At 73.7% G+C, this 24,674-nt stretch carries 30 protein-coding genes, 3 tRNA genes and 1 riboswitch; of the genes, 23 read left to right on the plus strand and 10 right to left on the minus strand.

Going from position 1 to position 24,674, the window contains the following annotated elements:
- Positions 1 to 7: 7 nt before the first annotated feature.
- A complete protein-coding gene (locus ACL02O_RS14375) occupies positions 8 to 1,003 on the plus strand; it encodes a LysM peptidoglycan-binding domain-containing protein (RefSeq protein WP_412818550.1) in 996 nt (331 codons plus the stop codon).
- Positions 1,004 to 1,087: 84 nt separating this feature from the next.
- Here the strand turns inward: ACL02O_RS14375 and ACL02O_RS14380 are convergent, their stop codons facing one another.
- A complete protein-coding gene (locus ACL02O_RS14380; RefSeq protein ID WP_412818551.1) occupies positions 1,088 to 1,939 on the minus strand; it encodes a Rieske (2Fe-2S) protein in 852 nt (283 codons plus the stop codon).
- A 155-nt stretch (positions 1,940 to 2,094) separates the two neighbouring features.
- A complete protein-coding gene (gene bluB, locus ACL02O_RS14385) occupies positions 2,095 to 2,715 on the minus strand; it encodes a 5,6-dimethylbenzimidazole synthase (protein WP_412818552.1) in 621 nt (206 codons plus the stop codon).
- A gap of 35 nt (positions 2,716 to 2,750) precedes the next feature.
- A riboswitch (cobalamin riboswitch) is annotated at positions 2,751 to 2,948 on the minus strand.
- Positions 2,949 to 2,993: 45 nt separating this feature from the next.
- Here bluB and ACL02O_RS14390 point away from each other — a divergent pair.
- Together ACL02O_RS14390 and ACL02O_RS14395 are read left to right on the plus strand one after the other, a co-directional pair.
- Positions 2,994 to 3,452 (plus strand): nitroreductase family deazaflavin-dependent oxidoreductase, encoded by a 459-nt coding sequence (locus ACL02O_RS14390; protein ID WP_412818553.1) that lies wholly within the window; start codon positions 2,994 to 2,996, stop codon positions 3,450 to 3,452.
- Between the two features lie 71 nt (positions 3,453 to 3,523).
- Positions 3,524 to 4,450, plus strand: a complete 927-nt coding sequence (locus ACL02O_RS14395) for an EamA family transporter (protein WP_412818554.1) — start codon at positions 3,524 to 3,526, stop codon at positions 4,448 to 4,450.
- On the opposite strand, the gene ACL02O_RS14400 is transcribed toward ACL02O_RS14395, so the two are convergent.
- Entirely contained in the window at positions 4,428 to 4,676 is a 249-nt protein-coding gene (locus ACL02O_RS14400; RefSeq protein WP_412818555.1) for a flavin reductase, read from the minus strand. The genes ACL02O_RS14395 and ACL02O_RS14400 overlap by 23 nt on opposite strands.
- Positions 4,673 to 4,873 carry a hypothetical protein gene (locus ACL02O_RS14405; RefSeq protein ID WP_412818556.1) on the minus strand — a complete coding sequence of 67 codons (201 nt, stop codon included), beginning with the start codon at positions 4,871 to 4,873 and terminating at the stop codon, positions 4,673 to 4,675. The genes ACL02O_RS14400 and ACL02O_RS14405 overlap by 4 nt, the downstream gene beginning before the upstream one ends.
- Positions 4,874 to 5,072: 199 nt before the next feature.
- Here ACL02O_RS14405 and ACL02O_RS14410 point away from each other — a divergent pair, with 199 nt between their 5' ends.
- From ACL02O_RS14410 to ACL02O_RS14420, 3 genes are all read left to right on the plus strand, one after another.
- The gene (locus tag ACL02O_RS14410) at positions 5,073 to 5,840 is read left to right on the plus strand and encodes a helix-turn-helix domain-containing protein (RefSeq protein ID WP_412818557.1); all 768 of its coding nucleotides are present in this window, start codon (positions 5,073 to 5,075) and stop codon (positions 5,838 to 5,840) included.
- Positions 5,831 to 6,022: a DUF397 domain-containing protein gene (locus ACL02O_RS14415; protein WP_412818558.1), complete on the plus strand. Its 192-nt coding sequence runs from the start codon at positions 5,831 to 5,833 to the stop codon at positions 6,020 to 6,022. The genes ACL02O_RS14410 and ACL02O_RS14415 overlap by 10 nt, the downstream gene beginning before the upstream one ends.
- A 237-nt stretch (positions 6,023 to 6,259) precedes the next feature.
- Positions 6,260 to 7,024, plus strand: a complete 765-nt coding sequence (locus ACL02O_RS14420) for a crotonase/enoyl-CoA hydratase family protein (RefSeq protein ID WP_412818559.1) — start codon at positions 6,260 to 6,262, stop codon at positions 7,022 to 7,024.
- Between the two features lie 2 nt (positions 7,025 to 7,026).
- Here ACL02O_RS14420 and ACL02O_RS14425 read toward each other — a convergent pair whose 3' ends face one another.
- A complete protein-coding gene (locus ACL02O_RS14425) occupies positions 7,027 to 8,511 on the minus strand; it encodes a dihydrolipoyl dehydrogenase family protein (protein WP_412818560.1) in 1,485 nt (494 codons plus the stop codon).
- 91 nt (positions 8,512 to 8,602) lie between these two features.
- Between ACL02O_RS14425 and ACL02O_RS14430 the strand changes: the two genes are divergently transcribed.
- Positions 8,603 to 9,703, plus strand: a complete 1,101-nt coding sequence (locus tag ACL02O_RS14430) for a serine hydrolase domain-containing protein (protein ID WP_412818561.1) — start codon at positions 8,603 to 8,605, stop codon at positions 9,701 to 9,703.
- 11 nt (positions 9,704 to 9,714) lie between these two features.
- On the opposite strand, the gene ACL02O_RS14435 is transcribed toward ACL02O_RS14430, so the two are convergent.
- Together ACL02O_RS14435 and ACL02O_RS14440 are read right to left on the minus strand one after the other, a co-directional pair.
- Positions 9,715 to 11,037, minus strand: coding sequence for a cryptochrome/photolyase family protein (locus ACL02O_RS14435; RefSeq protein WP_412818562.1), 1,323 nt, complete (start codon positions 11,035 to 11,037; stop codon positions 9,715 to 9,717).
- Positions 11,034 to 11,963 carry a phytoene/squalene synthase family protein gene (locus tag ACL02O_RS14440; RefSeq protein ID WP_412818563.1) on the minus strand — a complete coding sequence of 310 codons (930 nt, stop codon included), beginning with the start codon at positions 11,961 to 11,963 and terminating at the stop codon, positions 11,034 to 11,036. Before ACL02O_RS14440 ends, ACL02O_RS14435 begins: the two co-directional genes overlap by 4 nt.
- A 64-nt stretch (positions 11,964 to 12,027) precedes the next feature.
- On the opposite strand from ACL02O_RS14440, the gene ACL02O_RS14445 reads away from it, so the two are divergent.
- The 13 genes from ACL02O_RS14445 (at position 12,028) to ACL02O_RS14505 (ending at position 20,265) form a co-directional block, all read left to right on the plus strand.
- On the plus strand, positions 12,028 to 13,182 hold the full coding sequence (locus ACL02O_RS14445; RefSeq protein WP_412818564.1) for a polyprenyl synthetase family protein: 1,155 nt from the start codon (positions 12,028 to 12,030) through the stop codon (positions 13,180 to 13,182).
- A gap of 28 nt (positions 13,183 to 13,210) precedes the next feature.
- On the plus strand, positions 13,211 to 14,692 hold the full coding sequence (gene crtI, locus ACL02O_RS14450) for a phytoene desaturase family protein (protein WP_412818565.1): 1,482 nt from the start codon (positions 13,211 to 13,213) through the stop codon (positions 14,690 to 14,692).
- Positions 14,689 to 15,303, plus strand: coding sequence for an isopentenyl-diphosphate Delta-isomerase (idi, locus tag ACL02O_RS14455; protein ID WP_412818566.1), 615 nt, complete (start codon positions 14,689 to 14,691; stop codon positions 15,301 to 15,303). The genes crtI and idi overlap by 4 nt, the downstream gene beginning before the upstream one ends.
- Positions 15,293 to 16,264 (plus strand): MerR family transcriptional regulator, encoded by a 972-nt coding sequence (locus tag ACL02O_RS14460; RefSeq protein WP_412818567.1) that lies wholly within the window; start codon positions 15,293 to 15,295, stop codon positions 16,262 to 16,264. The genes idi and ACL02O_RS14460 overlap by 11 nt, the downstream gene beginning before the upstream one ends.
- Positions 16,265 to 16,340: 76 nt before the next feature.
- Entirely contained in the window at positions 16,341 to 17,123 is a 783-nt protein-coding gene (locus tag ACL02O_RS14465; RefSeq protein ID WP_412818568.1) for a polysaccharide deacetylase family protein, read from the plus strand.
- Between the two features lie 155 nt (positions 17,124 to 17,278).
- Positions 17,279 to 17,351 (plus strand) — tRNA-Glu (locus ACL02O_RS14470).
- A gap of 33 nt (positions 17,352 to 17,384) precedes the next feature.
- Positions 17,385 to 17,461, plus strand: a tRNA-Asp gene (locus ACL02O_RS14475).
- Between the two features lie 72 nt (positions 17,462 to 17,533).
- Positions 17,534 to 17,607, plus strand: a tRNA-Phe gene (locus tag ACL02O_RS14480).
- A gap of 474 nt (positions 17,608 to 18,081) precedes the next feature.
- Positions 18,082 to 18,306, plus strand: a complete 225-nt coding sequence (locus ACL02O_RS14485) for a hypothetical protein (RefSeq protein WP_412818569.1) — start codon at positions 18,082 to 18,084, stop codon at positions 18,304 to 18,306.
- A 268-nt stretch (positions 18,307 to 18,574) separates the two neighbouring features.
- Positions 18,575 to 18,991: a hypothetical protein gene (locus ACL02O_RS14490; RefSeq protein ID WP_412818570.1), complete on the plus strand. Its 417-nt coding sequence runs from the start codon at positions 18,575 to 18,577 to the stop codon at positions 18,989 to 18,991.
- Between the two features lie 143 nt (positions 18,992 to 19,134).
- On the plus strand, positions 19,135 to 19,443 hold the full coding sequence (locus ACL02O_RS14495; RefSeq protein WP_412818571.1) for a DF family (seleno)protein: 309 nt from the start codon (positions 19,135 to 19,137) through the stop codon (positions 19,441 to 19,443).
- A 64-nt stretch (positions 19,444 to 19,507) separates the two neighbouring features.
- Positions 19,508 to 19,714: a hypothetical protein gene (locus ACL02O_RS14500; protein WP_412818572.1), complete on the plus strand. Its 207-nt coding sequence runs from the start codon at positions 19,508 to 19,510 to the stop codon at positions 19,712 to 19,714.
- Between the two features lie 134 nt (positions 19,715 to 19,848).
- Complete coding sequence (locus ACL02O_RS14505; protein WP_412818573.1) at positions 19,849 to 20,265, plus strand: ASCH domain-containing protein; 417 nt, start codon at positions 19,849 to 19,851, stop codon at positions 20,263 to 20,265.
- 132 nt (positions 20,266 to 20,397) lie between these two features.
- Here ACL02O_RS14505 and ACL02O_RS14510 read toward each other — a convergent pair whose 3' ends face one another.
- Complete coding sequence (locus tag ACL02O_RS14510) at positions 20,398 to 20,958, minus strand: TetR/AcrR family transcriptional regulator (protein WP_412818574.1); 561 nt, start codon at positions 20,956 to 20,958, stop codon at positions 20,398 to 20,400.
- 108 nt (positions 20,959 to 21,066) lie between these two features.
- On the opposite strand from ACL02O_RS14510, the gene ACL02O_RS14515 reads away from it, so the two are divergent.
- The 3 genes from ACL02O_RS14515 (at position 21,067) to ACL02O_RS14525 (ending at position 23,368) form a co-directional block, all read left to right on the plus strand.
- Positions 21,067 to 21,780 (plus strand): MBL fold metallo-hydrolase, encoded by a 714-nt coding sequence (locus ACL02O_RS14515; RefSeq protein WP_412818575.1) that lies wholly within the window; start codon positions 21,067 to 21,069, stop codon positions 21,778 to 21,780.
- Between the two features lie 229 nt (positions 21,781 to 22,009).
- Positions 22,010 to 22,711: a hypothetical protein gene (locus ACL02O_RS14520; RefSeq protein ID WP_412818576.1), complete on the plus strand. Its 702-nt coding sequence runs from the start codon at positions 22,010 to 22,012 to the stop codon at positions 22,709 to 22,711.
- Between the two features lie 141 nt (positions 22,712 to 22,852).
- Positions 22,853 to 23,368, plus strand: a complete 516-nt coding sequence (locus tag ACL02O_RS14525) for an SRPBCC family protein (protein WP_412818577.1) — start codon at positions 22,853 to 22,855, stop codon at positions 23,366 to 23,368.
- Positions 23,369 to 23,396: 28 nt separating this feature from the next.
- Here ACL02O_RS14525 and ACL02O_RS14530 read toward each other — a convergent pair whose 3' ends face one another.
- Together ACL02O_RS14530 and ACL02O_RS14535 are read right to left on the minus strand one after the other, a co-directional pair.
- Complete coding sequence (locus ACL02O_RS14530; RefSeq protein WP_412818578.1) at positions 23,397 to 24,101, minus strand: DUF2786 domain-containing protein; 705 nt, start codon at positions 24,099 to 24,101, stop codon at positions 23,397 to 23,399.
- A 117-nt stretch (positions 24,102 to 24,218) separates the two neighbouring features.
- Positions 24,219 to 24,608, minus strand: coding sequence for a hypothetical protein (locus tag ACL02O_RS14535; RefSeq protein WP_412818579.1), 390 nt, complete (start codon positions 24,606 to 24,608; stop codon positions 24,219 to 24,221).
- Between the last annotated feature and the right edge of the window lie 66 nt (positions 24,609 to 24,674).

A 24,674-nucleotide genomic window follows, 5' to 3' on the forward strand; every position in this document is an offset into this window, starting at 1 on the left:
GGCAGCCATGGCCGTGCCGCAACGCTCCGCCGTACGCCGGACCGGCCAGGTCCTCACCGGGCTGGGTGCGCTCGTCGTGCTCTGCGCGGTGCTGGCCGGCGGGCCGGTGGCGCTCCTCGCCTTCGCCGGCAACCCCCTCCCCGACCACCTGCCCACCTTGGCCGCGGTGGGTACGGCGCTGACCAGCCGCGACGACGGGCAGCTGTTCCTGCGGGCGTTGGCGGTGGTGGGCTGGTTCGGTTGGGCGACGTTCGCGTTCTCTGTACTCGTGGAGCTGCTGGCGGCGGCGCTGCGCCGGCCGGCGCCCCGGCTGCCCGGGCTGCGCCGGCAGCAGCGGGCGGCGGCCGGGCTGGTCGGCTCGGTGGCGTTGATCCTGGCGGCCACGCCGGCGGCAGCGAGCGCCGTGCCGGCCGCCCCGCCGCCCGCTGCCGCCGCCCCGGCGGTCGTCGCGTCGGCTGTCACCGCTCCGGCGGCGCAGGCCCGGTCCGCGTCGCCGGCCTCCGACCCGGCGGTGTACCGGGTGGCGAAGGGCGACTACCTGGGCGAGGTGGCCGAACGCTACCTGGACGACTTCGACCGCTACCGGGAGGTGGCCCGGCTGAACCGGCTCGCCGACCCGGACCGGATCCACCCCGGACAGTTGCTGAAGCTGCCCGAGGGTGCGATCGACGACGGGCCCCGGCCGCACGCCACCGGCCGGCTGGTGGTGCGGCCGGCGTCCCCGTCGAGGCCCGCGCCGAACCGCCCCGCCCCGACCACGGCCGGTCCGTCGTCGGCACGGACACCGGGCTCGACGGTCGCGGAGCCGGCGGGCCCGCCCCCGGCGATGGCGGCGGGTGCTTCCCGGGCCACCGCCGACGACGAGGGGATCAACCGGCCGCTGGCGATCTCGGCGGTACTGGCGGTGGCGAGCATCGTCGGCGCCCAGATCGGCGCGGTGCTCGGCCTGCGCCGCCGCACCACCCACCGACCCCCCGTCACCGCCCGCCACCGCAGAGACTGACCGACCCGCCGCGCCGGCGGATGTTGGAGGATTCCGGCCCCTCCGAGGGCCGTCTCCTTCCAAGATCTGCGATGGATTGGGGGGTCAGGGGAGGCGGGCCTCCAGGCGACCGTCGACGATGCGGGTGGGGAGGATGACCTGGTCGTTGCCGGACGGGCCGTGCACCACCTCGCCGCCGTTGAGGCGGAACGCGCTGCCGTGCCACGGGCAGACCACGCAGGCGTGGCCGTCGATCTCCTGCACCTCGCCCTCGCCGAGCGGGCCGCTCTGGTGCGGGCAGCGCTCCAGCATCACCGTGACGTCGTCACCGTGCCGGTAGAGGATCACCGAGACGTCGTCGATCTCGCGGGTGACGAGCTGCCGCTGCGGCAGTTCGGTGAGGTCGCCCACCGGGTGCCAGCCGTCGCTCATCCGGTGCAGCTCGGAGATGCTCTGGCTGACCTGCGCACCCTGCTTGTACGCGAGGTGCCCACCCAGGTAAGCCCCGGCGCTCGCCGCCGAGAGCCCCAGGAAGGCCAACCTCCGCCCGGTCCCGTGCCGGCCGGCCAGCCGGGCGGCCAGCGAGCCCGCGTAGAGGGCCACGCCGGCGAGGTTGGCGGCGGCGTGCACTAGGCCCACCCGGCGCTGGTCGCGGGAGAGGGCGGCCCAGTCGTTGAGCCCGGCCACGGCCGCCGGCAGCGCGCTGAGCGTACCGACGCCGACCAGGGCGGTGGCCGCCCGGCGCTGGCCGGGCAGCAGGTCGACGACCGCCGCCGAGATCCACGCACCCACCGGCACCTGCACCATCGCCGGGTGCAGCGGATGCCCCAGCCAGACGCCGTGCAGTAGGTCCTTGACCCGCTGGGAACGCAGGGTGTCCAGGACGGCCCGCTGCAACCGGTCACCCGCCCGGTCCAGCGCGGTCGCCTGCTCAAGTTTCGTCAACAGTTCGCGCACCCGTTCCGACTTCCCGGCAGGAGGGCCCCCAAACCGGGCGGCGGCACCGATTCACCCGTCCGAGGTCGGCACCGCCGGGATCGCGCTCGATCCTGGAAGTAGTGGCCTCCGAGCGGCGGCGCGGCCACTACTTCCAGGAAACAGTGGACCCGCCGTCAGCCCCGCCACCGGTCGGCGTGCACGGCGGCGGCCAGCGGTCGGGGTGCCCGCCAGCCGTGCCGGACCAGGTCGGGGACGGTCTGGAGGTGGCTGACCGGGCCCAGGCAGAGCCAGGCGACCGGGCGTACGCCGGACGGGATGCCGAGCAGGTCGGCCAGGAACGGCTCCCGGTAGAAGGAGACCCACCCGACGCCGAGCCCTTCGGCGGTGGCCGCCAGCCAGAGATTCTGGATGGCCAGGCAGACCGAGTAGAGGCCGGCGTCGGCGATGGCGTGCCGGCCGAGCACCGCCGGCCCGCCCCGGGCCGGGTCGTACGTGACCACGACGGAGAGCGTCGACTCCAGCACCCCGTCGATCTTGATCCGGGCGAATCGGGCCGCCGCCTCCCCGTCCAGGGTCGCCGCGAAGGTGTCCCGCTCGACCTGGACGTGAGCGTGGAACCGGCGGCGGGTCTCCGGGTCGCGGACCAGGACGAAGTCCCAGGGCTGGGAGTTGCCGACGCTCGGCGCGGCGTGGGCGGCGGTCAGGATCCGGTCGAGGACGTCGTCCGGCACCGGCTCCCCGGTGAACTCGGCGCGTACGTCGCGACGGCGGTGGATGACGTCGTACAGGTCCACAGGCAGGCTCCCGCTGCACTCGGCCCACCGCGAGGGTGGGCGACTGACGCGAGGCCGGTCTTCGGACTCCCGGATCGACGCCGGCCGTCCGCCTTCCCAGCCGTACGGCCAGTGGCTGCGCGTGACGCGCGTGGACGGTGGCTCCCCGGTCACCGCGGCGGGCCCGTGCCGGATTCACACCGGCTTCCCGATTCTCCCCGCGCCAGCGGGGCACCTCGCATGATCGTTGCCGCCGCCGATGCTAGCCGGGTGGCGGTGGCCGGGCGTAGCGTCGGTTCATGGCCCGCCGTATTCCGCGCTGGCTCGCCCGCGCGCCCATCCCGCTGTACCGCCACGGCTTCGGCCGGCTGCTCGGCCGTCGGCTGATGATGCTGGAGCACCGGGGCCGGCGCTCGGGGCTGGCCCGGTACGTGGTGCTGGAGGTCGTCGACCGGGAGCCGGGGGTGCTCTTCCTCGCCTCCGGGTACGGCCCCGGCTCCCAGTGGTTCCGCAATGTGCGGGCCGACCCGCGGGTCCGGGTGTGGAGCGGCCCGGACCGGGGCGTTGCGGCGCGGGCGACGGTCCTGGACGGGGACGAGACCCGCAGCCGCCTGGAGCGCTACCGGCAGCGCCACCGCCGGGCCGCCGCCGCGCTCGGCCGGATGCTGGACCTCCGGGAGTTGGGCGGCACCGACCCGCTCCCCGCCGACGTGGCGCAACGGCTGCCGCTGGTCCGGCTCGCCCTGACCGGCGACTGACCGACGCACCGGCCGGGCCGCGGCCGGGAAATCCTTCGCGTCCGGCACCGCCGCCCGGCACCGTGGTCGGCGTGTACGCGCACGCCTCCCGCACCCCGTCGCCCGCCGCCACGGCCCGGTTCGTCGCGGCGCTGGGCCGCCCCGAGGCCGTACCGCCACCGGTGCTGATGCTGCTCGGGATGGTCTCCACCCAGGTCGGCGCGGCGGTGGCCAAGCAGCTCTTCGCCGCCACCAGTCCCGGGGGTACGACCACCCTGCGGCTCGGCCTGGGCGCGCTCGTCCTGCTGGCCGCCACCCGCCCGACCCGCTGGCCCGGCTGGCGGGCGGCCGGCCTGATCGGGGCGTTCGGGGTGGCCATGGCGGCGATGAACCTCGCCTTCTACGCCGCTCTCCAGCGGGTGCCGCTCGGGGTGGCGGTCACCGTCGGCTTCGCCGGCCCGCTGCTGGTGTCGCTGCTGGGCAGCCGCCGGCTGGTCGACGTGCTCTGGGCGCTGGTCGCCGGCACCGGCGTTCTGCTCCTGGCCGGCCTGGGTGGGATCGGCGTCGACCCGCTCGGCCTGCTGCTCAGCGCGCTGATCGCGGTCGGCTGGGCCGGGTACGTGCTGCTCGGCAAGGCGATGAGCGGGCACGTGCCGGGCAGCCGGGGGCTGGCGTTGGGCATGGCGGTGGGGGCAGTCTGCGTACTCCCGTTCGGGGTGGTGTCCGGCGGGGCCGGGCTGCTGGACCCCCGGATCGTGGCGCTCGGGCTGGGGGTGGCGTTGCTGTCGTCGGTGTTGCCGTACTCGGCGGAGCTGGCCGCGCTGCGCCGGATGCCGGCGCGGGTCTTCGCGGTGCTGCTCAGCCTGGAACCGGCGGTCGCCGCGCTGGTCGGCGCGCTGCTACTCGGGGAGCTGCTGGCCTGGCCGCAGGTGGCCGGCGTGGCCTGCGTGGTGGGTGCCGCCCTCGGGGCCACCCTGGCCCGCCCGGACCGGCGGGTCACCGGGCGCGCGCCCAGGTGAGGAAGCGCTCGGTCAGGTCCTCGGCGACGGCGGAGCCGTTGAGCTGCGACAACTGCGCGCCCGCCTCGGCCATCAGGGTGCTCAGGTAGATCAGCAGGGCGGTCCGGTCCGCGCGGTACTCGACCAGCAGCGCGAGTCGCGCCGGCTGGCAGGGCCACGGCGCGCCGCAGCCCCGGCAGCGCCAGAGCGGGCGCATGGGCAGGTGGGGGCGGGTCGCCCGGCTCACCTGCGCCCGCCGTTCCGCCGCCACCCGCCGGCCCGCCACCGTTGGGCCGGGGTGAGGTTGCCGGCCCGCCCGGGCCCGTCGGTGGGGAAGACGCTGGTCGGTTGGCTCGCCCACGTCGGTCGCTCGTGCTGCGGGGTCCGCTGTCGGGGTAGGTGCGGCGCCGCCTGGGACCGGTGCCGCCAGAACCGGATACGCATGCCTGTCCTTTCCTCGTCGGGTGGGCAGGGGCCGCCCCGACGTCGTTGGCGGGGCGGCTCCCGGTGCTGACGCTGACCGCCGGGCTCCTCACCTCCACCGGCCGCGCCGTCCTGCACGACACGCTGCCGAAGGTGGTCGGACAGATACACCGCGTAGCGATATGGTCGGCAGATATTCGAGACGTCCGATGGAGGGGCCGTGAACGACGCGCTGCGGGTGGCGCTCGGCGAGACCGGGCACACCACCGAATCGCTCGCGGAGCGGGTGGGGGTGGATCCGAAGACGGTGGGGCGCTGGCTGAGCGAGGGCCGCATCCCGCATGCCCGCCACCGGGTGTCGGCGGCAGAGGTGCTCGGCCGGGACGTCTCGGACATCTGGCCGGACACTTCAAGACGTCGCGACCCGGTCTGGTTCCGCCCCTGGCAGGAGATCGAACGCGAAGCGGTCGCTCTACGGTGGTTCGAATCGCTCGTTCTGCCCGGTCTGCTCCAGACGGAGGCGTACGCCCGGGCGGTGCTCACCGGCGCCGGCCTGATTCCGCGGGGCGACATCGAGCGGCACCTGACCACGCGGCTGAACCGGCAGGGAGTCCTGCGCCAGGATGACCCGCCCCAGTTCACGGCGGTGATCGACGAAGCCGTGCTGCGTCGCCCCGTCGGCGGCCGGGGGACGATGCACGAGCAGTTGCGCGCCCTGATCGCCGCGTGCGCGGAGCCGCACATCCGGGTGCACGTCGTGCCGTCCTCGGTCGGCGCCTACGCCGGTTTGAACGGGCCGTTCGTGATCGCCCAGTGCCCGGACCACCGGCTCGCCGGCTACCTCGACAACCAGGTCCATGGACAAGTGGTTAGCGATGTCGATGACCTCGCGGCGATAATGGCCGCCTGGGAGAACGTGCGCGGCGAGGCGCTCTCCCACTGGCAGTCGGTCGATCTCATCACGGAAGTGGCGGAGACATGGAGCTGACGGGCGCGCGGTGGCGCAAGAGCAGTCGCAGCAGCGGCAACGGCGGTGCCTGCGTCGAGGTCGCCGACAACCTGCCCGGCGTGGTCGCCGTCCGCGACTCCAAGGACCCGGCCGGCGCCGCCCTCACCTTCACCCCCACCGCCTGGCGCGCCTTCGTCAGCCAGCCCCCCGCCCGCGCCTGACCCGGCCGTCGGCCTAGATGTCTTGGACGGGAGTGGCCCTCACCGGGGCCGCTTCCTACCAAGATTTTGAACTTCCTGCTCATAGCTGGCCTGATCCGTCCACGTCATCAAGTTCGCAGTCTCACAGCCGCAGGGACCGCCAGCGCAGAACCGGGAGCCGGGCCCGTGCATGACGACTACGACGAGGCAGCGCCGGGAGTCTGGCGCGCCGGCCACCGTCGAGGGCATGCTGACCGGATGGGGGTACGCGTCGAGCACGCCGGGCCGGTGACCACGGTGATCCTGGACCGGCCGGAGGCCCGCAACGCCGTCGACGGGCCGACCGCCCGGGCCCTGGCGGACGCCTTCCGCGCCTTCGAGGCCGACCCGGACGCGGCGGTCGCCGTGCTCTGGGGCGCCGGCCGCACGTTCTGCGCCGGTGCCGACCTCAAGGCCATCGGTACGCCGCGCGGCAACCGGGTCGAACCGGAGGGCGACGGCCCGATGGGCCCGACCCGGATGCGCCTGTCCAAGCCGGTCATCGCCGCGATCTCCGGGCACGCCGTGGCCGGCGGCCTGGAGCTGGCGCTCTGGTGCGACCTGCGGGTCGCCGAGTCGGACGCGGTGCTCGGGGTGTTCTGCCGGCGCTGGGGCGTACCGCTGATCGACGGCGGGACGGTGCGGCTGCCCCGGCTGATCGGGGAGAGCCGGGCGATGGACCTGGTCCTCACCGGCCGCCCGGTCTCCGCCGACGAGGCGTACGCGATGGGCCTGGTGAACCGGCTGGTCGCGCCGGGTGAGGCCCGCGCGGCGGCCGAGCGGCTGGCCGCCGAGATCGCCCGCTTCCCACAGACCTGCCTGCGCAACGACCGGGCCGCGCTGCTCGCCAACGCCGGCCTGCCCGAGCCGGAGGCGATGGCCACCGAACTGGCCTTCGGCATGGAGTCCCTGATCACCGACGCGGTGAAGGGCGCGGCCCGCTTCACGGCCGGCGCGGGCCGGCACGGCGCACCGGCGGACTAGCGCTACTTCAACGCCTTCAGCGCGTCCTCGATCGCCCGGTGGAAGGTCGGGTACGCGTAGATCATGTGCCGGAGTTGGCTGATCGGCACGGCCGCGTGCACCGCCACCACCAGCGCCGACAGCACCTCGCCGCCGGCCGGGCCGACGGAGGTGGCACCGATCAGCACGCCCTGGTCGGCGTCGGCGATCAGCTTGATGAAGCCCGCGTTGCCGGTCTTGTGGATCCAGCCACGGGCCGACGAGGTCAGGTCGGTGTATCCGACCTGGACGTTGATGCCGCGCTCGCGGGCCTGCCGCTCGGTGAGGCCGACCGCGCCCACCTCCGGGTCGGTGAAGGTGACCCGGGGCAGCGCCCGGTAGTCGGCGACCGGCACGCTGCCCGGCGCGGCCGCCGACGCGCCGGCACTCATCGCCCCGCCGACCGCGCTGACCACCCCGGCCGCGCCGCCCATCACGCTGGCGGTGCCGCTGGCGTCCGGGCCGCCCCTGGTCCGCCGCATGTGGTCGAGCACGTCGGCGACGACGATCGCCGCCTGGTACATGGCGATGTGGGTGAACGCGCCCTCCCCGGTGAGGTCGCCTACCGCCCAGATCCCGTCGGTGACGTGCATCCGCTCGTTTACCGGCAGGTACCGCTGGCCGGCGTCCACGTCGACGGTGTCCAGGCCCAGCTCCTCCAGGTGCGCCTTGCGCCCGGTCACCACGAGCAGCTGGTCGGCGGTGAAGCGGCGGTCGCCGGCGCGCACGCTGAAGGTGGCGCCGTCGTGGCCGACCCGCTCGGCCTTCACCCCGGTCTCGATGGTCACCCCGTCGGCGCGCAGCGCCTTCGCGGCGATCTCGGATGCCTCCGGCTCCTCGATGGCCAACACCCGGTCGGCCGCCTCGATCACGGTCACCCGGACACCGAAGCGGGCGAAGACCTGGGCCAGCTCCAGCCCGATCGCCCCGCCGCCGAGCACCAGCAGCGACGCCGGCAGCTCCTCGACCTCGATGGCCTGGTGGTTGGTCCAGAACGGGGTGCCCGCCAGCCCGTCGATGGGCGGGATCGACGGCCGGGTGCCGGTGCCGAGCACGATCCCGAAGCGGGCCTGGAACACCTGGTCGCCGACGCGTACCCGGCCGGGGCCGTCGAGCCGGCCGCTGCCCCGGACGAACCGGCCGCCCTTGCCGGTGAAGCGGTCCACCGCCACCTTGTCGTCCCAGGTGTCGGTGGCCTCCTCGCGGATCCGCCTGGCCACCGGCGCCCAGTCGGGCCGGACCTCGGCGCTGCCGGCCAGTTCGTTGACCCGGTGCGCCTCGGCCAGGGCGTTCGCCGCCCGGATCATCATCTTGCTGGGGATGCAGCCCCAGTAGGGGCATTCGCCGCCGACCAGGTCCCGCTCGATCCCGACGACGGTGAGGCCGGCCTCGGCGAGCCGCCCGGCCACCTCCTCGCCGCCGACGCCGAGCCCGACCACGATCACGTCCACCAGTTCCGGATCCGCCACCCCGCCAGCATTCCGCACCGGGACGGCCGTCGCGAGCGCTCCACGCCGGATTTCCCGCGACGGTAACCCGCCGGACCACTACCGTGGCCGGGTGCATGCGCGCTTCGCCCCGGTCCGGGACTGCTTCCACGACCTGTTCGCCGCCGGCCGGGAGACCGGCGCGGCGCTGGCCGTCTGGTACGACGGCACGCCCGTGGTCGACCTGGTCGGCGGCACCCGGGCGGCGGTCCCACCCGGCGCGGTCGTCCCGGCGGTCGGGGCGGACGACCCGTGGCGGCCGGACACGCTGGTCAACGTCTACTCGGTGGGCAAGCCGGTGGCCGCGCTCTGCCTGCTCACGCTGGTCGACCGAGGGCGGGTCGAGCTGGACGCGCCGGTGTCCGCCTACTGGCCGGGGTTCCGCACCCCGGCCACCGTGCGGCAGGTGCTCAGCCACACCGCCGGGCTGCCGGCGTTCCCGGTGCCCCGGCCCGCCGAGGCGGTCGCCGACTGGGCGCTGCTCTGCGCCGACCTGGCCGCCGCCGAACCCGAGTGGACGCCGGGCTCCGTCGCGGGCGAGCACGCCTGGACGTACGGGCACCTGGTGGGTGAGCTGGTCCGCCGGGTGGACGGGCGCCCGGTGGGGCGGTTCCTGGCCGAGGAGATCGCCGGCCCGTGGCGCCTCGATCTGGCCTTCGGGCTGGGTACGGTGGACCAGCGGCGCTGCGCCGACCTGTCGTACGCCGATCCGGGCTGGCCGGACGCGACGCGCGGCGAGCCGGGGTCGCTACGCGCCCGGGCGCTGGACAACCCGCCCGGCGGCCGGGACGTGGCGCTGGTGAACGGCCCGCTGTGGCGGTCGGCCGAGATCCCGGCGGTGAACCTGCACGCCACCGCGTCGGCCCTGGCCCGGCTCTACGCCGGGCTGCTCGCCGGCGGCATCCTCGACGGGGTCCGCCTCTTCAGCCGGGAGCTGGTCGCCGAGGCGACCCGGGTGCAGTACGACGGCCCGGACCTGGTGCTGGACCAGCCGGCATTCTGGACGCTGGGCATGGGCTGGGAGCCGGACGGGAGCTGGGGCATGGGCGGCATCGGCGGCAGCAGCGCCTGGGCGGACCCGGAGCGCGGTTACACCGTCGCCTACGCGACGTCCCGGCTGGCCAAGCACGACCGGGTGGACGAGCTGGTCGAGGCCCTGCACTCCTGCCTCTGACCGGACGGTGGTCAGCGCAGCCAGACGGGGTCGGTGCCGGGCACCTCAAGCGGCGGCGGGTAGTCGAGCTTTCGGCGTACCTCGTCGCGCAGCCGCCACGGCTGGTGCACCGCCTTTCCCTCGACCGCCGCCAGCTCGGGCACCCACCGGCGGACGTACGCGCCGTCGGGGTCGTAGCGTTCCGCCTGGCGCACCGGGTTGAAGCCCCGGTGCGGGCGGGGATCGTTGCCGGTCCCGGCGACCCACTGCCAGTTGCCGGAGTTGTTCGGCACGTCGCCGTCGAGCAGCCAGCGGGCGAAGACCTTCCGCCCGGCCCGCCAGTCCAGTCCCAGGTGCCTGGTGAGATAGCCGGCGGTGATCAGCCGCGCCCGGTTGTGCATCCACCCCTCGGCGCGGAGCTGCCGCATCCCGGCGTCCACCACCGGCATCCCGGTGCGCCCCTCGGTCCAGGCGTCGAGGGCCTGCGTGTCGTACCGCCAGTCCTCCCGGGCCCCGCGCCGGTACGCCTTCGTCGAGATCTCCGGGAACGCGCCGGTTACCTGGTGGTAGAAGTCCCGCCAACAGAGCTGCCGGACGAACGGGCCGGCCCGGTCGCCGGCCCGGTTCGCCACTGCGAGCGGGGACAGGCAGCCGAAGCGCAGGTACGGGCTGAGCCGGGAGGTCTCGTCCCCGGCCAGGTCGTCGTGGATGTCGTCGTAGCGGCCGAGGGTGGGCAGCCACTTTTTCAGCCGGTGCCGGGCGACGCTCTCCCCGCCCGGCACCGCGTCCGGGGAGTCCCCCTTCGGCGGGGCGGGCAGCCGCCCGGGGTCGACCCCCTCGGGCAGCCGTACCCGGCGTGGGGCGGCCAGCTCGTCCCGCCGCCGCGCCCCCTGCCAGGCCCGGTGGTAGGGGCTGAACACCTTGTAGTGGTCGCCGCCCGCCGGCTTCAGGCCGCCCGGCTCGACGATGGTGACGCCGGGGAACAGCCGCAGGAACATCCGGTGCCGCGCGCACTCCGCGCGCAGCCGCCGCTCCCGCTCCTGCGCGTAGCGGCTGACGTCGGCGGAGAGCCCGATCCCCTCGGCGTCGACCCGGCGGGCCAGCCTGATCGTCTCGGCCACCGGGTCGCCGCGCCGGACCACCAGGTCACCGCCGCGCTTCCGGAGCGACTCCCGCAGCTCGGCCAGGCCTTGGTTTAGGAACCGGCTGCGGTTCGCCGACAGCCCGGCCAGCGCCGGGTCGAGCACGTAGAGCGGCACCACCCGGTCGAACGCCGAGCACGCCGAGGCCAGCGCCGGGTGGTCGTGCACCCGCAGGTCGCGGGTGAGGAGCACGATCGCCGTGCGCTCGCTCACGCCCGTACCAGGGCCGGCCGGGGTGCCGGGCCGGGGACCGTCACCGGCGTGCCGGCCGGGGTGAGCAGGGCCCGCGCGGCCACCACCGTCCGCTTCCGCCCGGGTACGCGGGCCCGGCGCGCGAAGACGTCGTACCCCTGGGCGGCCACCTCGTCGAGGATCCCGCCGTAGAGCGCGTACGCGGTGCGCATGCACGCCTGCGAGGCGGGGCTGAGCAGCGGGATGCCCGGCGCGGCGGCCAGGTAGTGGGCCTGGGCGCGGGTCACCTCGTACTCGATCAGGTCGCGGATCCCCGGGGTGGTACGGCCGGCGGCCTTCGCCGCGAGCAGGTCCTCCCGGGTGACGTCGAACCTGGCCAGGTCCTCGTCGGGCAGGTAGGTCCGGCCGCGGTCGAGGTCCTCGGCGACGTCCCGGATGAAGTTGGTGAGCTGGAACGCCAGGCCGAGCTGGCGGGCGGGTTCGCGGGCGGCGGCCGGGTCCGAGCTGCCCAGGATCGGCAGCATCATGGTGCCGATGACGGCGGCCGAACCCTCCATGTAGTCGAGCAGGTCGTCGTAGGTCGGGTAGGACGGCACCGTCAGGTCCATCGCCATGCTGCGCAGGAACGACGCGAAGTCGCCGCGGTCCAGGTCGAAGACGGCGATGGTGTGCAGCACGGCGGGGAGCAGCGGATCGTCGACGGCCTCCCCGCGCAGGCCGGCGACGAACCGGTCCGACCACGCCGCCAGCCGGGCGGCCCGCTCGGCGGCGGGCAGGTCATCGGTGCGGTCGACGATCTCGTCGGCGTAGCGCGTGAAGCCGTACAACGCGTGCACGTGCCGCCGTTTCCAAGCGGGCAGCAGGCGGGTGGCGAGATAGTAGGTACGGCCGTGACGTCTGTGCAGCTCGCGGCAGCGGTCATAGGCAGCGGTGAGATCGGTGTCCACCGGCCCTCCTCCAATTCGACGCACCAATCGACGCAACACGCAACCCTAGGGTACGCTCCCCGACATGGCCAACGACGCAGTTGCGGCTAACCCGCTCCGCATCGTGCCGGCACAGCCGGGAGCGACGGGCGATCCGGTCCGCGGCGTACTGGCCGCTTTCACCAGTGAGCTGGTCGAGGGGGTCGACGAGACGCTGGCGGTGTTCCTCGCCGCCGAGGTCGACTCGCTCACCGGGATCGACGCGGCGATGGGCGGTTTCGCCGCGACGGCACGCGACTGCGTGCTGGCCGGCGGCAAGCGGGTCCGCCCGACGTTCGCGTACTGGGGATGGCGCGGGGTGGCCGGCGGCGACGAGCCGCTGTCCACGGTGCTACCCGCGCTGGCCGCGCTGGAGCTGCTGCACACCTTCGCGCTGGTGCACGACGACGTGATGGACTCCTCCGCCACCCGGCGAGGGCTGCCCACCGCGCACCGGGCCGCCGCCGCCCGGCACCGGACGGCCGGCCTCACCGGCGACCCGGAGCGGTACGGCGAGGCCGTCGCCGTGCTCATCGGCGACCTCTGCGTGGCCTGGGCCGACCGGTTGATGGCACACGCCACCGTGCCGCCGGACCGGCTGCTCGACGTCCGGCGCAACTACGACCAGATGCGGGTCGAGACCGTGGCCGGGCAGTTCCTCGACGTGCTCGGCGAGCACGACGCGGCGAACTGGTCGGTGGACCGGGCACTGCGGGTGGCCCGCTACAAGACCGCCAGCTACACCGTCCAGCGCCCGCTGCTCTTCGGCGCCGGCCTGGCCGGGGCCGACGCGGACTCGCCGCTGATCGCCGCGTACACCCGGTACGGGCTGGCCGTCGGCGAGGCGTTCCAGCTCCGCGACGACCTGCTGGGGATCTACGGGGACCCGGCCGACACCGGCAAGCCGGCCGGGGACGACCTGCGCACCGGCAAGCCGACCACGCTGCTCATGCTGGCCCGGCAGCTCGCCACCCCGGCCCAGCGCCGCCTGCTGGACCGGGCCGGCACGGTCACCGCGCCCCGGGAGGTGACCCGGCTGGCCGATCTGGTCCGGGACACCGGGGCGGTGACCCGGGTCGAACGGATGATCTCCGACCGGGTCGGTGCGGCGCTGGCCACGCTCGACACCGCGCCGATCGACGGGACCGCCCGTACCGCGCTGACGGGTCTCGCCACCGCCGCGACCACGCGGCGGGCATGATGGGCAACTTCGCGAGGGAGGTGGTCACGTGCGCAGCGTGAGCGGACGTACGGACCAGGTGGTGGTCGTCGGCGCCGGCCTGGGTGGGCTGGCCTGCGCGCTGCACCTGGCCGGGAGCGGCCGGCAGGTGACCGTCCTGGAACGCGAGCCGGTCCCGGGCGGGCGCGCCGGCCGGCTCAGCGTCGCCGGGTACGAGTTCGACACCGGCCCGACCGTGCTCACCATGCCCGACCTGATCGCCGAGGCGCTCGGCGCCGTCGGTGAGGAGCTGACCGACTGGCTCGACCTGACCCCGCTCGACCCGGCCTACCGGGCGTACTACCCGGACGGCTCGACGCTCGACGTCATCACCGACACCACCCGGATGGCCGCCGAGATCGCCCGGGTCTGCGGCCCCCGCGAGGCCGACGGCTACCTGCGGTTCGTCGACCACGCCCGGAACCTGTGGCGGTGGGAACGGGCCGACTTCATCGAGCGCAACCTGGACGCGCCGACCGACCTGCTCACCGGCAACCTGCTGAGGTTGCTGGCCAACGGGGCGTTCCGGCGACTCCAGACGAAGATCAACCAGTTCTTCCGGGACCCGCGTACCCAGCGGATCTTCTCCTTCCAGGCCATGTACGCCGGCCTCGCGCCGCACGACGCGCTGGCCATCTACGCGGTCATCGCGTACCTCGATTCGGTGGCCGGGGTGTGCTTCCCACGCGGCGGCATCCACGCGGTCTCCCGGGCGATGGCCGGCGCGGCGGAGAAGCACGGCGTGCAGATCCGGTACGGGACCACGGTGAGCCGGGTGGAGACGGCGCACGGCCGGGCCACCGGCGTGCTGACCACCGACGGCGAACTCGTCCCCGCGGACGTCGTGGTGCTCAACCCCGACCTGCCGGTCGCCTACCGTGACCTGCTTCCGCCGGCCCGGCAGCGCAAGCTCACCTACTCGCCCTCCTGCGTCGTGCTGCACGTCGGGTCGACCCAGGGCTATGGCAGGATCGCCCACCACAACATCCACTTCGGACGCTCCTGGAAGGGCACGTTCGACGAGGTGATCCGGCGAGGCGAGCTGATGACCGACCCGTCGCTACTGGTGACGAACCCGAGCCGGACCGACCCGTCGGTGGCCCCGGCCGGAAGACACACGTACTACCTGCTCGCCCCGGTACCGAATCTCGACCGGGCCCGGTTCGACTGGCGCGGCGACCTGACCCGCCGCTACACCGACCAGCTCGTCGGCACCCTGGAGGAGCGGGGCTACGTCGGCTTCGGCGACGGGATCGAGGTGCTGCGCGCGGTCACCCCGGCGGAGTGGGCGGAGCAGGGCATGGCCGCCGGCACCCCGTTCGCCGCCGCGCACAGCCTCTTCCAGACCGGGCCGTTCCGGCCCGCCAACCTGCACCCGACGCTCGGCAACGTGGTCTTCGTCGGCTCCGGCACGCAGCCCGGCGTCGGCGTGCCGATGGTGCTGATCAGCGGCAAGCTCGCCGCCGCCCGGGTCACCGGGAGCGGAGCATGAGTTCGCGCGAGGGGCACCTGGTCGAGCTGGTCGACGACACCGGGCACGTGCTCGGCGAGACGACCGTTGCCGCCGCCCACCAGCCGCCGGGCCGGCTGCACCGCGCGTTCTCGGTGCTGCTGGTCGACCCCGAGGGGCGGATCCTGCTCCAGCAGCGGGCCGCGGTGAAGACCCGCTTCCCGCTGCGCTGGGCCAACTCCTGCTGCGGCCACCCGATGCCCGGCCAGTCGCTGGCCGAAGCCGCCAACCGCCGCCTCGCCGAGGAACTCGGCATCGACCCGGTGGACCTCACCGAGGTCGGGGTGTACGTCTACTACGCCGAGGATCCGGCCACCGGTCGGGTCGAGTTCGAGTACGACCACGTGCTCCGCGCCGACGTACCCGCCGGGCTGTCCACCCGACCGGATCCCGACGAGGTGGCCACCCTGCGCTGGGTCGACCCGCACGACCTCGAGGCCGACCTCGACGTCGATCCCCGCGCGTACGCGCCGTGGCTGGGCGGGGTGGTGAACCGGCTGCTACGGCCGGCCCGGCCCGCCGCCGACGCGTCCCGCGCCGTGCCGTACGGCGCGCCGGTCGACGAGGCACCGGAGCGGTCGGGTGACCGATGAGGCGCTGAGCGCAGGCGCCGTCGCACGGCGGCTGGGGGTCGCGGTCACCACGTTGCGGACCTGGCACCAGCGCTACGGCCTCGGTCCCAGCGAGCACGTACCGGGACACCACCGGCGCTACACGCCGGCTGACCTCGCCCGCCTGGAGATCATGCGGCGGCTCACGGCGGAGGGGGTGACCCCGGCCGAGGCGGCCCGCTGGGCCCGGCAGGCACCCGCGACCGTCCCGCCCGACCAGGGCGCGACGCGCTGGCTCGGCGCGTCCGACGCCGCGCGCCGACCCGGCGGCGCCCGGGGCGGCGGCGGGGCGACCGTCCCGGTCGGCCGGGCCGGGCCGGTCGCCCGGGGGCTGGCCCGGGCCGCCATGCGGCTGGACTCGGCGGCCATCGGCGAGACGATCGCGCACGCCCTCGCCGTCGACGGTGTGGTCGCCACCTGGGACGGGCTGATCCGGCCGGTGCTCGCCGGCATCGGTGAGCGGCACGCCGCCACCGCCGGGCTGATCGAGGTGGAACACCTGATGTCCCGGTGCACCTCCGAGGCGCTCGCCGCGGTGGCCCGGTCCGCTCCGACCACCGGGCCGGCCCGCATCCTGCTCTCCTGCGCCGACGAGGAGCAGCACAGCCTGCCGCTGGAGGCGCTGGGCGCCGCCCTCGCCGAGGCCGGGTTGAGCTACCGGATGCTGGGCGCGCGGGTACCGGTGGCGGCCCTGGTCGAGGCGGTCGCCCGGACCGGGCCGGCCGCCGTGGTGCTCTGGTCGCACACCCGGGCCACCGCCGACCCGCATCAGCTCTCCGCGCTGCTCGCCGCCCCGCAGCGACCGCTGCTGGTGCTCGCCGCCGGGCCGGGGTGGCAGGCCGACACCCTGCCCGCCGGGGTGGTCCGCCCGGTGGATCTCGCCGAGACGATCTCGCTGGCCATGGCCGTACGCGACGCGCAGGACCCGTCACCGGCCGGCTGACCGCCCCTCCCGGATCGACGCTTTGTCCACTACCGTCGGAAAGTCCGCGTACCCCGACCCCCCTCCGGGAGCGACGATGCGTCCACGCGCCGCGCTGGCGCTCGCCGTCGGCTTGGTCCTGCTGCTGACCGGCTGTGGCGAACCTGGCAAGACCCCGTCCCGGGTCGCTGCCCCACCCGCGGCCTCGGCCACCCCGACGCCGAAGCCGAAGCCCCGCCCGAGCCGCACCACCCCGCCGAAGCCGCAGCTGCGCCCGCTGCCGAAGAACCTGCCGGCGGGGCTGCACCGGCACAGCGGCGACCGGGGCGTCGCGCTCACCTTCGACGACGGCCCGAACCCGCGCTGGACACCGCAGATCCTCGACCAGCTCCGGGCCGCGCACGTCACCGCGACGTTCTGCCTGATCGGCCAGCAGGCCCGGCGCTATCCGCAGCTGGTGGCGCGCATCGTCCGGGAGGGCCACCAGCTGTGCAACCACAGCTGGCGGCACGACATGAACCTCGGCCGGCGCCCGGTGGCGGACATCCGTGCCGACCTGGTCCGAACCAACCAGGCCATCCGGGCCGCCGCGCCGAACGCCAAGATCACCTGGTTCCGCCAGCCGGGCGGCCGGTGGACGGCCGAGGAGGTGGCGGTGGCCGGCCAGCTCGGCATGCGCCCGCTGCACTGGAGCGTCGACCCGCAGGACTGGGACCGGCCGCCGGCCAAGGCGATCATCAAGCGGGTGGAGTCGGCGTCCCGCCCGGGCTCGGTGGTGCTGATGCACGACGCCGGGGGCGACCGGAGCCAGACGATGGCTGCCTGCCGGACCCTGATTCCCGACCTCCGGCGGCGGTACGGGATCACCCAGCTCCGCTGAAACCCCACCTGAGCTGCCCATTCATCCGACGGTGTGCCAGCGGCCATACCGGTTTGGTCGTCCGAGGAGGCATGACATATGCTTCTCATGCCTCCGGCGGGGCCGGATGGGAGCAAGTCCGCTTGAAGTTGCGAGTGTGCAATGATGGCGGGGCCGCCCTCATCGTCTAGCGGCCCAGGACGCCGCCCTTTCAAGGCGGTAGCACGGGTTCGAATCCCGTTGGGGGCACGGTCCGGTTCCGACCGGATGCAACACCAGCCAGGTCCTGTGGAGCAGTCGGAGTGCTCGCCGCCCTGTCAAGGCGGAGGTCGCGGGTTCAAGTCCCGTCAGGACCGCCAGCGCTGACGCCGCGCCTATCATGCGCGGCGTTCTGCGTATCGGCCCATGCGGTAGCATGAGCCGAGCACCACGGCCAGGTAGCTCAGTTGGTACGAGCGTCCGACTGAAAATCGGAAGGTCGGCGGTTCGACCCCGCCCCTGGCCACATAGCCTTTCGCCGGGCTACCAGAGCGCCGACCAGCGGAAACGCCGGTCGGCGCTCTTGCGTTGTGCCCGGAATCCCGTCTGTCCGGTCTGACCCTCGTTGACCCCGGAATCCCGCTGACGGCCGCTCCTTGTTGCACGTGGATTGCACGGGCGGGCCTCGCTGCCCTCAGGGCGTCCAGCGCGGCGACCGAGGAATTATGAGATCAAACTGCCCGTCCCTCCGCCCTGGCCCGGGTGTGCGGGGCGACGCGGGCTTCTCCCTCGTCGTAGGTGTTGCCCTTCATTCACCGACCTCTTGCGGACCAGATGCGGACTGGGCCGGCCGGAGTCGTCAAGATCAGCGAGGCCCGGCGGCTGACGCCGCACCGGAGGGGGCACTGCTTCTTGCCTCGTTCGTTGCTGGCCGACAGTATGAGCCGACCACGAGTAAGGAGACCCCGGCATGCAGGTAGACCCACCGGAGCATCGGGGCTTGGCCGCACTCATGGTCACGTCCGGCCTTGGCGGACTGATACTGCTGGTTGCTGGCGACGGCGGACGCTCGCTGATCGTCGCCCTGGTCGCGTTCGCCTGCTTCATCGTCTGCCTCGCCCTGCTTGGCGTGAGTTCAGTGTTGCAGGAGCACGAGCGATGGCGCGTGGACCTCAAGCGGCAGCGGCTACGCGAGCAGGCTGAGGCCGAGAACTCGCGGCGATAAAAAGGACTCCCCGGCCGTCGCTGTCCGGTGCCTCCTCGGGGAACGCTGTGGCTCATCTTCGCGGGACGCTGGCTGCCCCGCCCGCTCCGCTCGTGGCCGCCTGCCACCCTTCTCCTTGATCGGCCCCGCGGTCCCCTCCCGGCCTGTCCGCTCGGGCTCGCACCTCGCTTCACGCCACCCCACCACTCTCGGAGTAGAAGTATCGTCATCTGTCGCTGCGAACCTCTGTCCCGCAGGTCAGTCGCCATCTAGCCCGGAGGTATCCCTGGTGCGTAACCAGCGACTGCATGGTGAGCTGTTGTGGACCGCCTTATTGTTCTTCTGGGGCATGGCCATGTTCTTCGGCGTCGGCCTGATCGGTGCCGCCAGCTCCCTCGGTTGTGAGGACGAATGTGTGAGGGGTGAGGACTGGGCCTGGTTGGGCCTCGCGACCAGCTGCGGTGCCGGCCTGCTCTCCATGCTGCTGTTCGTGCTTCTCGGCTGGGTGCTGAAGGGCCGCCGACGTCGCCTTCTCACCTTCGCGAGCGCCACCATGCTGGTGGCCAGCGTCGTCGGTGTGGTGGCGTTCGTATCGCTCGACGATGGCCGGGGGACGTCGCGGGCCAGTGCTGCGACGATCACCTGCGCCGTGTACCCGTCGCCCCCGGTTTCGGTTGTCGGCCAGGTGATTCAAGGGGCCGCCTGACGGGACTGTAGTGGCTCCCCTGTCCAAGCCTCGGGTACGCAGTCGGCGCGTAGGGCTCCCCCTCCACTTGCGGGTCTCGCTGCTCGGCGCCGGACAGACTGGGCCTTGTTGACCGTGCCAGTCAGGAAAGGTCGCTTCCAGAAATGATCGAGGTTCTGTACTTCGACGGGTGCCCGAACCACGAGGGCCTGGAGGAGCACCTGCGGTCGTTGCTGGCAGTAGCCGGCTTCGACACACCGATCACGTCGCGCCGGATCGACTCGGACGAGCAAGCTCAGCGCGAGCACTTCGTCGGCTCACCCACCATCCGAATCAACGGGGTTGATGTCGATCCAACCTTGTCCGGCCGTGAGGACTACGGGCTGATGTGCCGGGTGTACCAGACCGAACACGGGCTTCGGGGCACTCCACCCGACGCGTGGATCCTTGACGCTCTACGCCATCACGAGTAATCGCCGCCGACCCCGCACCCTCTGTGATCGCTGGAACTGGCGCGTGTGCCGTAGCGTCGATGGCATGACTGCGGTGGTGGTAACTCTCGTGGTGCTCCTGTTGCTGGCGGCCGCGGTGGTTGTCTTCGTGGTCTCGCGAGACCGCAATCGGCTCGCTTCGGATGAGGATTCCGCCGCGGTCCACCGGGCCGGCACCGACCAGGATCGGCACGAGGTGGAGCGTCACTTCGTGCAGGGCCAGGCAGCGGGCCAGCACATGCCCAACTCCTGAGCCGGCTGGGGGTGGGCAGCAGGGCCGGACCAGTCCGCCCGGATCCGGGGCGTGTCGTGAAGGTGCTTGCTGTGAGTGTCGGGGCCAGCGAGGCAATGACCATTGGCCAATCCGAAGGCTTGTAGCATCTCCCGATGGAACATGAAGGCCTTCCGACTCTTGAACTCGCTTTTCCCGGTCCAGAACGTGATCGTGGCGTGGCCGCGATCCTGAGCGGTCAGAAGACCGCGCTCACGGGCCTCCTGGAGATCTTCGAGCACGCTGGTGAGGCGGTGCCGCAGACCGGCCAGCAGTTCTCCGTGCTCGATTCCGAGGGCCGCCCGGCCGTCACGATCGAACTCGTCGACGTTCGGGTCGTTCCCATGAAGGAAATCGACGATGACTTCGCGCGAGCCGAGGGGCGCGGCTACTCCGACGTTGCGCAGTGGCGGGCAGCCCACGAAGAGTTCTTCCGGAGCGATGGCGTGAGCGAGTTCCTGGGGCGCACCCCCGTCATTGACGATGACACTCTCGTCGTTGCCGAACGCTTCCGAGTGGTCGAGCCCGTGTGATCGGTGACCGGCATCCGGCACGATGAGAGTCCTGGAGGATCAGCCGGCCGGGCTTTGAGCGGTGCCGGGTGCTTCCCGCGGTTGCGGACCTGGCCGGACTTCTCCGGGATCGTGCAGGGTTTTCTCGTCGGGCTAGGGGGCCCTGAAGGCGGCGGTCAGCCGGACGATGCCGAACTCGAACGCCTCGTTGAGATCGCCGCCGAGGTTGAAGGCGCCGGCGAACTCCATGCTGACGAAGCCGTTGGCCCAGGCGGTGAACATGCGGGCGGCCTCCAGGGCGTGCTCGGGCCCGGCGAGGTCGGCGGCGACGCGCAGGGCCGGGGCGCTGGCCTGGGTGAGGGCGTCGAGGCTGGGCCGGGTCTCCTCGGGGCCGGTGGCGAAGATCAAGTGGTAGCCGGCCGGGTGGGCGTGGGCGAACGCCCGGAAGGCGCGGGCCAGCTCGGCGAGGTCCGTGGCCGGGTCGCCGCTGCCGGCGACGGCGCTGAGCTGCTCGCCCAGGTCGCGGGCGGTGGCCTCGGCGACGAGCCGGATCAGCGCGTTGCGGTTGTGGACCCGCTTGTAGAGCGAAGGTGCGCGTACGCCGACCCGCTCGGCGACCGCCTGCATCGTCAGGCGTGGGAGTCCCCCTGACTCGAGGATGTCGCGGGCGGCCTCGACGATGTCGGCGAGCGAGGTCCGATCGGGGGTCGGCATGCAGATGCTCCTTCCGGGTAGGCCATCACCACGAGATAGCTATAGCCCTTAGCCATGATAGCTATGTACCGTAGCCATGAAGGCAGGACACCACCGCAGGAGGCAATCATGAAGCTCGGGCCACATCTGCACCGCATCGGCAACGACATCGTCGCCGCCTACCTGATCGAAACCGAGGAGGGCGTGACCGTCGTGGACGCCGGGCTCTCTGGCCACTGGCCGGAGCTGGTCGCGGAGTTGTCCGGCATGGGCCGTTCGCTCGCCGACGTCCGCGGCCTGATCCTCACCCACGGCGACACCGACCACATCGGCTTCGCCGAGCGACTCCGGCGCGATCACGGCGTGCCGGTCCACGTGCACAGCGCGGACGCCGCCCGCGCCCGCGGAGAGGTCAAGCCCGAGGCATCCTTCGGTAAGTTCAAGGTGGGTGCGACGGCGCGCTTCCTCTGGTACGCGAGCCGCAAGGGCGGTTTGCGCACGACCTACCTCAGCGAGGTGGCCACGGTGGAGGACGGTCAGGTGCTCGACCTGCCCGGCACCCCGCGCGTGATCGGGCTGCCCGGCCACTCGCCGGGCAGCATCGCCGTGCACGTGCCCGTCGCCGACGCCGTGTTCGTCGGGGACGCGCTCACCACCCGGCACGTCCTAACCGGTCGGCAGGATCCGCAGCCGGCCCCGTTCACCGACGACCCGGCGCTGGCCCTCGCCTCGCTCGCCCGCCTCGAGGACCTGCCGGCGACGTGGATCCTCCCCGGTCACGGCACCCCGTGGAACGGAGGCGCCCGCGAGGCGGTGCGCCGGATCAGGGCGGCGGCCCGGTGAGTGGAACCTGATTGGCCATCTTTCCCCCACGGGCACCTGACGGCCGGCCGTCTCGACCTGCTTTCCGGCGGCAGCTGCGGCGCGACCGGCGTGGTCTCGGGGTTCGACCTCCGGGGTGAGCCGGGGGATCGTCCCGATGGCGCCGGGTCGCGCCGCCGCGAAGACTGGCGGTATGAGCCCAGCCGGAAACCCACGCCAGCTCCTCCACCGAGTCCTCACGCCATGGCGGGTGGCCTACGGGGCGGAGACGCTCCGCCGGGTCGCCTGGTCCGTCGTCGCGGTACCGCGCGCCCTGGCCGCGCTGCCCGCCGCCCTGCGCCGCCGCGACCGGGTCCGCGCCTTGGCCCGTGCGGTGCTCGCCCTGCCGGTCGCGGTGGCAGCGTCGGCGCTCACCGGCGTACTCGCCTTCCTGGTGCTGATCAACGTGCTGGCGTACCCGTTCCGTCCCTGGCTCGGCCTCGGCGGGTCGACCCGGGACATCTGGGCCGACCGGTACGCCGACTCCTGGGGTGGTCCGACCCTGGCCGGCGCGTGGGCCACCCACGCCACCCTCATCCTGCTTCTGGCCCTCCCCGCGCTGGCCGGGGCCGTCCGGGGCCTCTTCGCCCTCCAGCGGCGGCTGACCGGGGCGACGTCGTCGACCGTCCGCCCGGTGCCCGCAGCCACCGGCCCGTCGGCGGGGCCGGCCGGCGGCGTCCGGGCCGTGGGATCGCGCGGACGCCTGCGCCGGACCGGTGCGGTGCTGGCGGCGCTGGGGCTGCTGGTCGCATCCTCGCTGACCGCGCACGCCAACGGGATCGGCGACAACCTGCTCTGGACGCCCCGGGACGCGGCGAGCAGCCTCGCCCTCGCGGTGACCCTCGCGCCCGTCGCGGGGTTGCTGCTGCTGCGGCGTACGGCCTGGTGGCGGTCCGCTCCCGCCCGGCACTGATCCGGCTCCCGCCCGACCGTCGGCCGCTCGAAGGGCCGCCACCTGTCGCGGTGATGCGGGTCGGGAACCGGTCTCCCGGGCCCGGCGGGCGGGCGCGCGCGAAGCTGCGCAGCGAGGCATCAGCCGGTATGGTCCGGGCCTATGGGACGGGAGACGGTCGATCCGGATGAGGTCCGCCAGGAGTTCGACCGCTTCTCCCTCCGCAGCCGCCTCCTCGCCCCCGCCCCCGCCGGACGCGCATTCGCCGTGTTCACTGGCTCACTGACCGACTGGTGGGTGCGCGAGTACACCTGGTCCGGCCCGGACGCCCTGGCCGAGCTGGGTGTCGAGCCCCGCCCCGGCGGCATGCTCTACGAGATCGGGCCGTACGGCTTCCGCAGCGACTGGGGCCGCGTGCTCACCTGGGACCCGCCCCGCCGGTTGGTGTTCACCTGGCAGATCGGGCCGGACCGGGTGCCGGTTCCCGACCCGGCGCGGGCCAGCGAGGTCGAGGTGCTCTTCCTGGCCGAGGGCCCGGACCGGACCCGGGTGGAGGTCGAGCACCGCAACTTCGACCGGCACGGTGCGGCCGCCGAGGGCTACCGCGAGGCGCTCACCGCCGGCTGGCACGAGCTGCTGCACCGCTACCTGGTCACGGTCGCCCGCAGCGCGGACTGACCGGCGGGGACCCGGCGGACCCGCGCCGTCACGGTGCGATGCCGCGGGTCGCGGCGGGTGCGGTCACGCCCGCACCACCCAGGTCGGCCCGGCGCCCCGCCTCGACCCCGGAGCCGAAGCCGGTGCCGGCGAGCCGGCGGGCCGGTGCGGTGCGCAGCCGCGGGTAGACCTCCGCGAGTCGCCGCTGAACCCGGTCCGAGCGGTCGGCCAGCACCAGCGCCATCGAGGGTGCGCCGGACCCGGCCACCGCGCCGGCCTCGGCCGCCCGCAACCGGTCCGCGACCACGTGGGCGAAGCCGGCCAGCCAGGTCCGCCGGAACGCGGCCGGATGCTCCCCGGCCGGCACGGCGGTGCCCGCCAGCCCGTGCGCGGCCTGCACCAGCAGCGAGGTGAAGAGCAGCTCGACCCGCTCCAGGTCGCTGGCGAAGCCGAAGAGATGCATCGCGAAACCGGTGCCCTGCCGGCGTCGTACGCAGCGGCAGCGCAGCGGGTCGGCGACGGCGGCGAGCAGGCCGGCCTTGTCCCGGGCGTACGGGGCGACCACCTCGACCACCCGGTCGCCGACCGGATCGGTGGCCGGTTCCCGGGCGGCGAGCAGCGCCCGGTCGACGCCGTAGCGGGCGATCAGCTCGGTCGCCTTGGCCATGAACGCCGCCGACTCGGCGGGCGTGCAGGCCGGGTCCTCGGCCTGGGCGAGCAGCTTGCGGACCTTGCTGAGCATCGCCTCGGACATGCACCAGAGCTACCACAGCCGTGCGGCCCCGGACGGGACAGGGCGGACACCGCCGGCGCGTCTGGCGCCGTGCCGCGACCGCGGGCGGTCGCCTGTGGACAGCCGGGCCGGGTCCGCTCAGCCCGCCCGGCTGCGCAGTGTGGCCACCGTCGACCCGGCGAGGGTGAGCAGGCAGTCCGGCAGCAACCCGTCGGCCATGGCCGCGCCGAAGAGCGCCTCGCCGGTGTCGGCGTCGTCGTTGGCGTACGCGCTGACGAAACGGGCCACCCAGCGGGTGTCGTAGCCGGCCTGGTCGATCCCGGGGAAGTCGAGGGCGGCGCCGCCGGCCGGGGCGACGTCGCCAACCATGGCGGCGGCCAGGTACCACGCCACCCCGTACGCGCCGGCCAGCCCGGAGCGGTCCACCACCGCGTCGAAGGTGCCCACCACCGCGTCGCCGTCTCCGGCCAGGGCCGAGCGGAGCACGGCGGTCGCGTCGTCCAGCGTCTGCTGTGCTTCGTCGGTCACTCGCCGAACAGTAGAACCGGGGGTCAAGCGGTGACCCCGGAACGGCCCAGCCATCACGCTGAGTGA

Origin of the sequence: Micromonospora mangrovicola, assembly GCF_047200535.1 — a bacterium.
In the GTDB taxonomy this organism is placed as follows: Bacteria; Actinomycetota; Actinomycetes; order Mycobacteriales; family Micromonosporaceae; genus Micromonospora.

Excerpts from the sequence above, each read along its gene's own strand:
- ACL02O_RS14465 (WP_412818568.1), top strand. The coding sequence starts at position 16,341 with ATGCGTCCACGCGCCGCGCTGGCGCTCGCCGTCGGCTTGGTCCTGCTG.
- ACL02O_RS14515 (WP_412818575.1), top strand. The coding sequence starts at position 21,067 with ATGAAGCTCGGGCCACATCTGCACCGCATCGGCAACGACATCGTCGCC.
- ACL02O_RS14405 (WP_412818556.1), bottom strand. The coding sequence starts at position 4,873 with ATGCGTATCCGGTTCTGGCGGCACCGGTCCCAGGCGGCGCCGCACCTA.
- ACL02O_RS14530 (WP_412818578.1), bottom strand. The coding sequence starts at position 24,101 with ATGTCCGAGGCGATGCTCAGCAAGGTCCGCAAGCTGCTCGCCCAGGCC.
- ACL02O_RS14500 (WP_412818572.1), top strand. The coding sequence starts at position 19,508 with ATGACTGCGGTGGTGGTAACTCTCGTGGTGCTCCTGTTGCTGGCGGCC.
- ACL02O_RS14420 (WP_412818559.1), top strand. The coding sequence starts at position 6,260 with ATGGGGGTACGCGTCGAGCACGCCGGGCCGGTGACCACGGTGATCCTG.
- ACL02O_RS14510 (WP_412818574.1), bottom strand. The coding sequence starts at position 20,958 with ATGCCGACCCCCGATCGGACCTCGCTCGCCGACATCGTCGAGGCCGCC.
- ACL02O_RS14495 (WP_412818571.1), top strand. The coding sequence starts at position 19,135 with ATGATCGAGGTTCTGTACTTCGACGGGTGCCCGAACCACGAGGGCCTG.
- idi (WP_412818566.1), top strand. The coding sequence starts at position 14,689 with ATGAGTTCGCGCGAGGGGCACCTGGTCGAGCTGGTCGACGACACCGGG.
- ACL02O_RS14505 (WP_412818573.1), top strand. The coding sequence starts at position 19,849 with ATGGAACATGAAGGCCTTCCGACTCTTGAACTCGCTTTTCCCGGTCCA.
- ACL02O_RS14390 (WP_412818553.1), top strand. The coding sequence starts at position 2,994 with ATGGCCCGCCGTATTCCGCGCTGGCTCGCCCGCGCGCCCATCCCGCTG.
- ACL02O_RS14445 (WP_412818564.1), top strand. The coding sequence starts at position 12,028 with ATGGCCAACGACGCAGTTGCGGCTAACCCGCTCCGCATCGTGCCGGCA.
- ACL02O_RS14415 (WP_412818558.1), top strand. The coding sequence starts at position 5,831 with ATGGAGCTGACGGGCGCGCGGTGGCGCAAGAGCAGTCGCAGCAGCGGC.
- ACL02O_RS14525 (WP_412818577.1), top strand. The coding sequence starts at position 22,853 with ATGGGACGGGAGACGGTCGATCCGGATGAGGTCCGCCAGGAGTTCGAC.
- ACL02O_RS14375 (WP_412818550.1), top strand. The coding sequence starts at position 8 with ATGGCCGTGCCGCAACGCTCCGCCGTACGCCGGACCGGCCAGGTCCTC.